The following is a 539-nucleotide window of genomic DNA, read 5'->3' as shown; positions in this document are numbered from 1 at the left end:
AGGGCGAGCTGGCCGGAGTCGTAGTGGAGGATGATGGCGGCCTGCTCATCGACGCCGGTGCTGCCGAGTTCGGCGGCGGAGAGGATGTGTTTGGGTTGGCCGAAGAGGGCTGAGGCGAGCGAGAGCGGGTAGATGCCCACGTCGAGGAGCGCACCGCCGCCGTAGGCCGGATTGAAGAGCCGCCCTTCGGCATTCACCGAGGTGCGGAAGCCGAAATCGGCGGTCAACATGCGGACTTCGCCGATGACACCCTGCGCGACCAGTTCACGGGCGCGGATGATGGCGGGCAGGTAGCGGCTCCACATGGCTTCCATGAGGAATATTTTTTTCTGGCGGGCGAGGGCGATGACCACTTCGGCTTCCGCTGCGTTGATGGTGAAGGGTTTTTCGCAGAGCACGGCTTTACCTGCTTCGAGGCAGAGGATGGTGTTGGGTTTGTGAAAGGGGTGAGGGGTGGCGATGTAGATGGCGTCCACCTGCGGGTCGTGGGCGAGGGCTTCGTAGCTGGGATGACGGGTGGGGATGTTGTAGGTGTCGGC

General features: G+C 63.5%; 1 protein-coding gene. It reads right to left on the bottom strand.

Annotated elements, in window-relative coordinates:
- Positions 1-539: Gfo/Idh/MocA family oxidoreductase (locus tag JNK74_29985; GenBank protein ID MBL7650400.1), on the bottom strand; the 539-nt coding region annotated here is incomplete at both ends.

It is taken from the genome of Candidatus Hydrogenedentota bacterium, assembly GCA_016791475.1.
Lineage (GTDB): Bacteria > Hydrogenedentota > Hydrogenedentia > Hydrogenedentales > JAEUWI01 > JAEUWI01.
The sequence above is the reverse complement of the archived record's forward strand: the minus strand, read 5'-3'. Positions and strand labels throughout refer to the sequence as shown.